This is a genomic window from Variovorax sp. E3 (assembly GCF_016082275.1).
Taxonomy (GTDB): Bacteria; Pseudomonadota; Gammaproteobacteria; order Burkholderiales; family Burkholderiaceae_C; genus Variovorax.
Genome location: NZ_MOWM01000213.1, coordinates 1 through 9765 on the forward strand (window position 1 = coordinate 1; position 9765 = coordinate 9765).

Here is a 9765-nt window from a genome sequence, read left to right on the forward strand (position 1 = left end):
GCCGGGCGCAGCGCGGCATCGCGCGTGCGGCCGGTGCCGGCGTGGGCGATGCCCGCGGCGTCGAGGTGCGCGTGCTGCTCCAGGAGGGCGCCGGGGCCGTAGTCGCCGCTGTGGTTGTTGGCGGTGGCGACCATGCCGATGCCCGCCTCGGCCAGCACGGCCAGCATCTCGGGCCGCGCGCGGTAGTAGTACGGGCCGGCCTCGCCCTTTTCCACGCCCTGCTCGCCGGTGGTCGCGACCACGCATTCGAGGTTGACGATGCGCAGGTCGGCGTCGCGCAGCGCGGCGATGTCGCCGAGCATCTTGTTCGCGCCGCCGAGTTCGTGCAGCCGGTAGTGCTGGCGGCGCCCGAGGTTCACGTCGCCGCCCCATGCGACGGTGCCGGCGCCGGCCACGCGCGGCCGTTCGGGCGCAAGCGGTGCGAAGGGCCCGGCAGCAGGCTGCGCGCCCTGCGCCGCCAGCATCCGGTGGTACGCCACGTAGCCCGACAGGTAGTGCTCCACGTCGTCGATGCGCACGCGAAAGCTGTGGTGCTTGATGAAGAACGAACCGGCGATGCGCTCGGGGTTGCGAAAGAACATCGCCAGCTCGGGCCAGAAGTGGCCGTTGGCGAGGTAGCGCGCGCGGTAGGCCAGCGCGCGGTCGAACTTGTCGCGGTCGAGCTCGGCCAGCAGCGGCCGCAATGCGGGGTCGGCCTCCAGCCGCAGCACCATGTCGCGCGCGGCCATCATCAGCTCGAGCAGCGTCGGGAAGGTGGTGATGCGCTCCAGCACGAAGTCCAGGTACCCGGCCACGTTCCGCAGGCCGAAGCGGTAGTAGCGCGTCTCGGGCCGGTAGCGCGTGAGCTCGTTGACGCAGTAGCTCAGCCAGTGGTCGTGCGCGCGCCAGTGCTCCGCGGCAATGAAGTGCTCGAAGGCCTTCTCGACGACTGCGAGCCAGCGCGCGTCGCGCGTGAGCCCGTACAGCCGCATCAGCCCGAAGGCGGCCTCGCCGTCGTAGTAGATGACGCGGAACTTGTCCTTCACCTCGAGCCCGGGCGCATGCAGCACGTGCACGAAGCTGCCGGTCTGCGCGTCCTGCATGTGGCGGATGCCGAGCGCGAGCTGCTCCAGCAGCGGCAGGAATTGCCGGTCGCCCGTGAGCTCCGTGTACTTGACCAGCGCGAGCAGGCACACCGCGCTGCCGCCGAGCTTGATCTCGCCGCCGATGTCCAGCAGGTAGGCGGCGCGCGTGCCGTCGGGCAGGTGGGCCGGGCGGATCAGGGTGCCGGCCAGGAAAGAGATCGAGCGGTCGATGGCCGCCTTCAGCGCGTCGCTGCGCGTCAGCTCCCAGGCCTCGAGCATCGCGTAGGTCGAGCTTGCGTGGCGCAGCGTGTTGTAGGTCGGAATGAGGCGGTCGAAGCAGGGAAACCAGCCGTAGTGGAACTCGCCCGTGGGCTGGACCTGCGTGGCGAGGTAGCTGCTCGCGTCTTCGATCAGCGTGCGGATCTGCGGCGCATTCCAGTCGTCGAGCGCGCGAAAGCCGGCGGCCTGCCCTTCGGCGGTGATGGGCCAAGCGCCCTTGGCGTCCACGTACACGGCCCGGGTGGTGAAGCACCAGACGGGCGCGTCGTCGTCCGTGGGAAAGTCGATCTCGCGGCCGAAGCGGCGCTTGCCGAGCAGGCGCAGGTTGCCGGCATTGGGCTCGGCATGCTCGACGTCGCCGTTGTACAGAACGGCGCTGCCGTGCATTTCCTGGGCGAGCAGCGCCACGTCGAAGCGCGCGTCGAAGGCAATGCCCTCGTTGAAATAGTTGCGCTTGGTTTGCGCCAACTTCGCCTTGAGCTCGCGCCAGCGCATGGGGGCGACCCGGTCGACCACTTCGGCGCGCAGGCGTTGCGGCGGCCGTTCGCCGCGGCTGGCCTGCAGCGTGATCGCTTCGGCGGCGGCGCGCCATGCGGCCTCCACGTCGGCGCCCCGGCCCGAGGCCACGCGGGCCCGGCTGCCGCCTTCGCCGATGGCGAAGAACACCACGCACCCCGCCTCGGCGGTGGCCGGCGGGGCCTGGGGCAGCACACCCGACGGGTCCGCCAGGGCCTGCCTGGCGCGGTTCAACAGATCAGCGAGGGGATTCGGATCGAGGTTCATGCAGCCGCGAATGATGACAGGCGATTGCGCGGCCGGCCATCCCGTCGATCCATGGGATCGCGCGTCGGGTCACGCGTCGAATGGGGCCCGATTCGAAGGTGTAGCCGGCGCCGTGTGCGCGGCGGCGGCGCGGGCCCGCGCGCGGGCGATCCAGCTCCACAGCGCGAGCATCACGACCACCAGCGCGAAGCCGGTCCACGAGAACGCGAGGTCGCTCAGCTCGACCTGCGGGAACCAGGCCTTGGCCAGGTTGTACGCGGCCACGGCGTACGAGATGCAGACGATCAGCCAGCCCAGGATGCGCCGCGCCTTGCGCCCGGCTTCGGGGCCTTCGGCGCTGCGGCTGATGCGGCACACGAGGCGGCCGTCCAGCGTGTCGGTGATGACCATGCCGGCCGTGAACGTGAGGCCCGCCATGAGCGCGGCCCATGCGCCGCCGTCGCGGTTGCTGGCCACGTAGCCCCAGGCGGCGGCCTGCGTGGCGGTGTCGAACACGGTGGCGAACAACACGCCGATGACGATGATGGCCCACGCGCTCGACTGCGCCCGCAGGCGCTTCGGAATCAGGCTCATCTTCCAGCCCATCGGCGCATAGACTTCGTCGCGGCCGAGCAGCAGGCGCAGGTTGAGCGTGCCGACCAGCAGCAGCAATGCGGTGGGAATCCACTCGAAGACCTGGATGACGACGGCCGGCGGATCGAAGTGCAGCGTGAGCCGGCTGACGACCACGGCAATGGCCGTGACGAGCAGGCCGTGGCCCACCGCGAACAGCGTGCCCACCCAGCCGGCATGCCGATGTTGGTGCGAGAGCGCGCGCCACGTGAGGCCGTCGATGCAGGCGATGTGGTCGGGGTCGAGGCCGTGGCGCAGCCCGAGCACGAACATCAAGAGAAGACCGGGCAGGGGTGCGATTTCAGCGTTCATGGAAGGCGGGGCGTTGTGGCGGCGGGCATCGTACCTTGCTGCAACGCTTGGTGCTGGGGGCTGTTCGGGGCGTGTGCGCGCCCTGAACAACAGCCACCCCGTCAGCCCCAGGCCTCGAACACGGCCCCCCGCACGGCCTCGACGGCAACAGCCCGCTTGCCCCCGGCAGGCTCCACCCAGCACAGCCATGTGTGCGAGCGCCAGCCCTTCCAGATCGCGAGCTCGCCGTTGCGCTCGCCCTGCTCGGCTTGGTCGACGCGCAACAGGCCCGCGCCCATGCCGCTTGCGACCATGCTGCGGATCGCGCTCTCGCCGTCGGCCGTGCGGGCCGGCCGGTACTCGCGGCCCGCACCGGCGAACAGTTTTTCGAGATGCACGCGCAGGATGCACGAGGGCGGCGTGCCGACCCAGGGCATATGGGTGAGCTGGTCGAGCGACAGCTCGGGGTGCGCCTCGGCCACGGGCAGCGGCAAGGTCACGACGAGGTCGACCGCGGCCAGGCGGCGCACGTTCATTCCCTCGATCTGCTCGTCGTCGCTGAGCACGTAGGCGCAGTCGAGTTCGCCGCGTTGCACCGCCGACAGCGTTTCATAAGACAGCCCCTGCTTCAGCTGCAGCGTGACCTGCGGATGGCGCTCCGCCAGCGTCACCAGCACCTCGCCCAGGCGCAGCGCCACCGGGTCGACCACGGTGCCGAAGCGCACCACGCCCTGCGCCGCGCCGCGCAACTGGTCGGCCGCCGAACGCATGCGCATGGCCGAGGCCAGCGTGCGCTCGGCCTCTTCGAGCAGGCTCAGGCCGGCTTCGGTCGGCGACATGCCGCGCGGCGTGCGCTCGAACAGCTTCACGCCCAGTTCGTCTTCCAGCGCCTTGAGCTGCGCGCTGACCGCCGGCGCGCTGGTGAACACGCGCTCGGCCGCCTTGGTCAGGCTGCCTTCGCGGGCAATGGCCACGAAAGTCTTCAGTTGGTAGAGCTCCATGGGAGCGGATTGTGAGCGCTGGCCGCCGTTTGCGCCCTTCGCTTTTTTGGAGGGGTGCGTCCAAAGAAGCGAATGGCAATCCAGGCCCGCAACCCCGACCCTTGGGGCATCGATCCATTGCCATCAAGAGGCCTTTTCATCATGTCGTCCCATCGCCAACGCCTGCTCGGCATCGCCGCGCTGCTGCTCGCCACCTCCGGGTGGGGTTCCCTGTTCCTGGTCAGCAAGGGCGTGCTCCACCATGTCGAACCCGTGTGGTTCACCCTGATCCGCTACACCGTGTCGGCGCTGCTGTTCGCGTTGCTGATCGTTCCGCGCGGCGCCGCGCCCTGGCGCAAGCTGCGCCTGCATGCCGGGCCGCTGGCGCTGCGCGGGGCGGCGGGCTTCGGGGTGTTCAGCGTGATGCTGCTGGTCGGGCTCGCGCACTCGGTGCCCTCGCACGGCGCGGTGATCATCGCCACCACGCCCATGACCACGCAGCTGGTGCGCTGGGCGCTCGACGGCGTGCGCCCCTCGCGCACCGCGCTGCTGACCACCGCGCTGGCGCTGCTGGGCGTGGCGGTCGTGTCGGGGTTGTTGTTCGGCGGCGGCGCCACGGGTGCGTCGACGCTGTCCGGCGACGCCATCGCCTTTGTCGGCACGCTGGGCTGGGTCTGGTACACGCGCGGCATGACGCGCTTTCCGGAGCTCGACGTGATCGAGTACACGGCGCTCACGGTGCTGGCCGCCTGGCCCGTGCTGCTGGCCGCCGCCGTCGGCGCCACGCTGCTGGGCTGGTCGGCCGCGCCCACGTTGCACGGGTTGCGGCTGTCGTGGCAGGCGCTGCTCTTCGTGGGCGTGATGCCTTCGGCCGTCTCGGTGCTGGCTTTCAACTACGGCGTGCGCGCGCTGGGCGCCGTCACCGGCACCGCGTTCCTGAACTTCGTGCCGGTGTCGGCGCTGCTGATGAGCGCGGCGCTGGGCCGGCTGCCCACGCTGAACGAGGCGGTGGGCATGGCGATGGTGATCGCCGCGCTGCTGATCCATACCGCATCGAGCCGCAAGGCTTCTGCGCCGGCGGCCGTGCGAATCACCGACACACCGCAGAATTACCGCTCCTGTGGAGCCGCACCGTCATGAGCCAAACCCCTCGCCGTCTTTTCGAGCCCCTGCGGCTCGGCCGCCTCGACATCGACAACCGCATCGTCATCGCGCCGATGTGCCAGTACTCCGCCACCGAGGGCACGCCGGGCGACTGGCACCTCATTCACCTGGGCCACCTGGCGCTCTCGGGCGCGGGGCTGCTGATCATCGAGGCCACGGCCGTCGAGGCCGAAGGCCGCATCTCGCCCGGCGACCTGGGCCTGTATTCCGACGCCAACGAAGAAGGCCTGGCGCGCGTGCTGCAGGCCATGCGCGCGAACTCGCCGATCAAGATCGCCATGCAGCTCGGGCACGCGGGGCGCAAGGCGTCGAGCCGCGCACCGTGGGAAGGCGGCAAGCAGATCCGGCCCGAGGAGCCCGGCGGCTGGAAGGGCTACGCGCCCTCGGCCGTGCCGCACGCCCCCACCGAAGACCCGCCCATCGCACTCGACGCCGCCGGCCTGCGGCGCGTGCGCGACGCCTTCGTGGCGGCGGCCCGGCGCGCGGCGCGGCTGGGCATCGACGGCCTGGAGATCCATGCGGCGCACGGCTATCTGCTGCACCAGTTCCTGTCGCCCATCGCCAACCACCGCACCGACGAATACGGCGGCAGCCTCGAAAACCGCCTGCGCTTTCCGCTCGAAGTGTTCGACGCGGTGCGCGCGGAGTTTCCGGCCGACCGGCCGGTGTGGGTGCGCGTGTCGGCCAGCGACTGGGTGCCCGGCGGCTGGGACCTCGACGGCACGGTCGCGTTTTCGCAGGCGCTCAAGGCGCGCGGCTGCGCGGCCATTCATGTGTCCAGCGGCGGCGTGTCGCCGCAGCAGGCCATCACGCTGGGCGCGGGCTACCAGGTGCCGTTCGCGGAACGCATCAAGGCCGAGGTCGGGCTGCCGACCATCGCCGTCGGGCTCATCACCGAGCCGGCGCATGCAGAGGCCATCATCGCCAACGGGCAGGCCGATGCGGTGTCGCTGGCCCGCGCGATCCTTTACGACCCGCGCTGGCCGTGGCACGCAGCGGCCGAACTCGGCGCGCAGGTGAAGGCGCCGCACCAGTACTGGCGTTCGCAGCCGCGCGAGTTCAAGGACCTGTTCGAGAACGCCGCGTTCGGCGCGCGGTAGCGCAGGGCCGCGGCTTCATCGCGAGCCTTTAATATCCCGGCCGGCGACGCATGCCGGCCTGGCGATGCGCGTTCATCGAAACACCCCGTCGACGCGCATGAAACCACCCACCGCCGCCCCGAACACCACGCCGCTGGAAGCCCTGGGCATCGTCACGCTGTGCTTCGGCTGGTTCATCGTCGGGTCGCTGTGGTCGGTCGGCGCGGGCTTTCGCAACGGCGCGATCACCGATGCCTCGCTGTTCAGCCTCATCGGCTTCGAGCTGTTCGTGGGCCCCATCGCGCTGCTGATCCTGCGCAGCCGGGGCTACGCGATGCGCGGCGGCGTGCTGCCCTCGCCTTCCTGGCGCGGCTGCGTGGTGGGCGCGCTGCTCTACGTCGTTTGCGTGCTGGCCAGCGTGGCCGCGCTGGCGCCATTTGCAAGCGACACGGCGCAACCGATCACCCGCATGATGGAAACGGCCCGCCCGTCGCTGGCGATGGTGCTTGCGCTGTCGGTCATCAACGGCCTGTACGAAGAAGTTTTTTTGCTGGGCTACCTGCAAAAAGGCTTTCAGCCGTGGGGCGCATCGTTCGCGCTCGGGCTGAGCGTGCTGGTGCGGGTGATGTACCACCTCTACCAGGGGCCCTACGGCGCCCTGTCGATTGCGGTGACCGGCGTGATCTTCGGCGCGTTCTACCTGCGCACCGGATGGCTCTGGCCGGTGGTGTTCGCGCACATGCTCGCGGACACGCTGCCTTTTCTCTGACGCCCTCCGGGCACGCGCGCCGCTCAGGCCGCCAGCTCGCGGTAGAAGAACGTGGTGGCGCAAGGCTCGCCCTGCGGCAGCAGCGCGAAGCCGGGAATCGAGCCCACCTGTGTCCACCCGGTGCGGGCATAGAGCCGCTCGGCGTCGGCGCTCGAGGTGTCGAGCACCAGCAGCGTCTTGCCGCGCTCGCGCGCCAACGCTTCGACCGCGCGCATCAGCAGCTCGCCGATGCCCTGGCGCCGCGCACGGCGATGCACCAGCATCTTGGAAACCTCGGCGCGGTGCGGCTGGTTCTCGGGCTGGGCCAGCACGAGCTGCACGGTGCCGACGATGCCCTCGGCGTCTTCGGCCACCAGCAATGCGCGTTCGCCGCGCGCCACGCCCTCGGCCACATGGCGCCAGAAGGCTTGCGCGCGGTCGGCCGTGATCGGCAGCATGAAGCTCACCGACGCGCCGCCCTCGACGCAGTCGATCAGCACATCGGACAGGGCCTGCAGTTGCGCGTCGGTCACGGCGGCGAGCGCGTGGATGCGCGGGGCTTCGGTGGTGGTGGTGGTTGCGTTTGTCATGCGGTTCTCCAGGAAGCAGGCACGCTCGTGATCACCACGGCGTAGCGCGCGGTCTTGCGCGAGGGGTTGTAGTAGCTCATGGGGCGGTCGAGCGCGAGCGCCAGGCAGTCGCCGGTGGACAGCTGGTGGGTGTCGTCGCCCACCGTGACTTCGATGGTGCCGTCGAGCACCCACACCTGCTGGTGCACCCGCGGGTCGCGCGCGCCGCTTTCGTAGGCCACGCGGGCGCGGGGCGGAAACTGCACCTCGACGATCTGGACGGGCGACGCGGCGCTGCCGGGCGACACGTTGCGCCGCACGTAGCCCGAATGCGGGTCGCGCCACTGCACCTGGTCGGCCAGGCGCGACACCGGGTTGCGGGTGGGCTCGGGCTCCTCGAACAGCGAGGCCAGGACCACGCCCAGGCCGGTCGCGAGCTTTTCGAGCAGCACGGCGGTGGGGCTGCTCTCGCCGCGCTCGATCAGCGAAATCATCGAGCGGCTGACGCCGCAGTGCGTGGCCAGCGCGTCGAGCGACAGGCCCCGCGCGGCACGCAGGTCGCGCACGCGGCGGGCGATGCGGTCGTTGAGGCTGGGGGGTGGATCTTCTTCTTTCATATTGGATGAAATATCCAATATCAAGGAAGAAAGGTCAAGCCGAAATTTTCCGATGCGGCGCGACTCGCCGTGCGAACTAGTTCCGCTTATCCCCGTGTCTTGCGCCCGCTGTCCGAATTGCACCCCGGAATGGCTCGCCCGCACCTTCTGGTGCACGACCCCGGTCCGGACACTTTTCGGGCTTCCGAGCTGTTTTCAAAAAAACCAACGCGGCGACGATTGCTTTGAGGCTCCAAGCGATGGTCGGGGGGAATCGTGAATGAACAACAAGGTCTATCGCTGCGTCTTCAACCGGCGCAGCGGCACGTGGGTCGCGGCGCCCGAGACCGCATCGACCAAAGGCAAGGAAGGCAAGGAAGGCAACTCGACCGCGGCGCCGAGCGTCGCCGCCATCTGGCGCGCCACGGCCGTCGCGGTGGCCGCCGGCTGCCTGCCGTGGACGGCCTTGGCGGGCGTGGCCATTTCCGACATCGGCATTTTTTCCAACCCCGCCGGCGCCGCCGCCCGCTCCGGCAGCTCGGGCGGCAAGGGCGCCAGCGCCTCGGCCAACTCGGTGGCCATGGTCGGCGACGGCGACTGCAACCGGTTGACCAACATCACCGCCCAGGGCGTCTACGGGAACGGCGCGGCCAGTTCGTTCCTGGGCGGGATCTACGGCTTCGGCGTGCAGCCAGCACCGGCCAACTACGACGATCGCTCCAACATCGGCCCGGGGCAGACCACGGGCTACAAGGGCTTCACGCCCGAGCCCCACGGCTTCGTCACCGAGAGCGCCAACGGCATCACCCAGACACAGGCATGGGGCCTGAACAGCACCGCGCTCGGATGCGACGCGCAGGCCAACGGCTTCGGCGCCACGTCCAACGGTTGGGGCGCCGCGGCCAACGGCGCGGGGAGCGCCGCCATCGGGCTGTACGCGAACGCGTCGGGCCAGGGCGCGCTGGCGATGGGGGTCGGGGCCAACGCATCGGCGGTCGACGGCCTGGCGCTCGGAACGCTGGCCAGCGCGAGCGCCGCCGGGGCATTGGCCATCGGCCCGCGCGCCGTGGCGAAGACCGAGAACTCGATCGCGCTGGGCGCCGATTCGACAACGGCCGACACCGCGCCCGAAGGCCTCGGCTTTCTCACGAACACGGCCGCGCCGGCATCGGAAGTGTCGCTGGGCGCATCCGGCGCCACGCCGACGCGCCGCATCACCAACCTCGCGGACGGCGCGCAGCCGCAGGACGCCGCCACGGTCGCGCAGGTGAGCACCGCACTGAGCACGGCGGCAAGCGGCGTGAGCAGCCTGTCGGCATCGACGTCCTCGGGGTTGAGCACGGCAATGGGCGGCATCAGCGGCTTGTCCGTGTCGGTCTCGAGCGGACTGAGCAGTGTGTCGGGCCGGGTCGACAGCCTCTCGGCGTCGACGTCTTCGGGGTTGAGCGGTGTCACGGGCAGCCTGAGCACTTTGGGCGGCGACGTGCGCAGCCTGTCGACCTCGGTGTCTTCGGGCTTCGGCGTTCTTGCGAGTGGCGTGAGCAGTTTGTCTGCCTCGACATCGACGGCGTTGCGCACGAGCGCCGATGTGGTGACGAGT

9 protein-coding genes are annotated in these 9765 nt (G+C 70.3%); 4 read left to right on the plus strand and 5 right to left on the minus strand.

Annotated elements, in window-relative coordinates:
* The 3 genes from BMG07_RS37525 to BMG07_RS37535 all read right to left on the minus strand — a co-directional run.
* The coding region (locus tag BMG07_RS37525; protein WP_374221412.1) for a CapA family protein at positions 1–2093 on the minus strand (2093 nt) is incomplete at its 3' end.
* Positions 2094–2195: 102 nt separating this feature from the next.
* Positions 2196–3050: a hypothetical protein gene (locus tag BMG07_RS37530; protein WP_198088741.1), complete on the minus strand. Its 855-nt coding sequence runs from the start codon at positions 3048–3050 to the stop codon at positions 2196–2198.
* A gap of 101 nt (positions 3051–3151) precedes the next feature.
* The gene (locus BMG07_RS37535) at positions 3152–4030 is read right to left on the minus strand and encodes a LysR family transcriptional regulator (RefSeq protein WP_198088742.1); all 879 of its coding nucleotides are present in this window, start codon (positions 4028–4030) and stop codon (positions 3152–3154) included.
* A gap of 141 nt (positions 4031–4171) precedes the next feature.
* Here BMG07_RS37535 and BMG07_RS37540 point away from each other — a divergent pair, with 141 nt between their 5' ends.
* From BMG07_RS37540 to BMG07_RS37550, 3 genes are all read left to right on the plus strand, one after another.
* The gene (locus tag BMG07_RS37540) at positions 4172–5149 is read left to right on the plus strand and encodes a DMT family transporter (RefSeq protein ID WP_198088743.1); all 978 of its coding nucleotides are present in this window, start codon (positions 4172–4174) and stop codon (positions 5147–5149) included.
* Positions 5146–6273, plus strand: a complete 1128-nt coding sequence (locus BMG07_RS37545; RefSeq protein ID WP_198088744.1) for an NADH:flavin oxidoreductase/NADH oxidase — start codon at positions 5146–5148, stop codon at positions 6271–6273. Before BMG07_RS37540 ends, BMG07_RS37545 begins: the two co-directional genes overlap by 4 nt.
* 97 nt (positions 6274–6370) lie before the next feature.
* Complete coding sequence (locus BMG07_RS37550) at positions 6371–7021, plus strand: CPBP family intramembrane glutamic endopeptidase (RefSeq protein WP_198088745.1); 651 nt, start codon at positions 6371–6373, stop codon at positions 7019–7021.
* A 23-nt stretch (positions 7022–7044) separates the two neighbouring features.
* Here BMG07_RS37550 and BMG07_RS37555 read toward each other — a convergent pair whose 3' ends face one another.
* Together BMG07_RS37555 and BMG07_RS37560 are read right to left on the minus strand one after the other, a co-directional pair.
* Entirely contained in the window at positions 7045–7590 is a 546-nt protein-coding gene (locus tag BMG07_RS37555) for a GNAT family N-acetyltransferase (protein WP_198088746.1), read from the minus strand.
* The gene (locus BMG07_RS37560) at positions 7587–8186 is read right to left on the minus strand and encodes a helix-turn-helix domain-containing protein (RefSeq protein WP_198088747.1); all 600 of its coding nucleotides are present in this window, start codon (positions 8184–8186) and stop codon (positions 7587–7589) included. The genes BMG07_RS37555 and BMG07_RS37560 overlap by 4 nt, the downstream gene beginning before the upstream one ends.
* A gap of 259 nt (positions 8187–8445) precedes the next feature.
* Here BMG07_RS37560 and BMG07_RS37565 point away from each other — a divergent pair.
* The coding region (locus tag BMG07_RS37565; protein ID WP_269759792.1) for an ESPR domain-containing protein at positions 8446–9765 on the plus strand (1320 nt) is incomplete at its 3' end.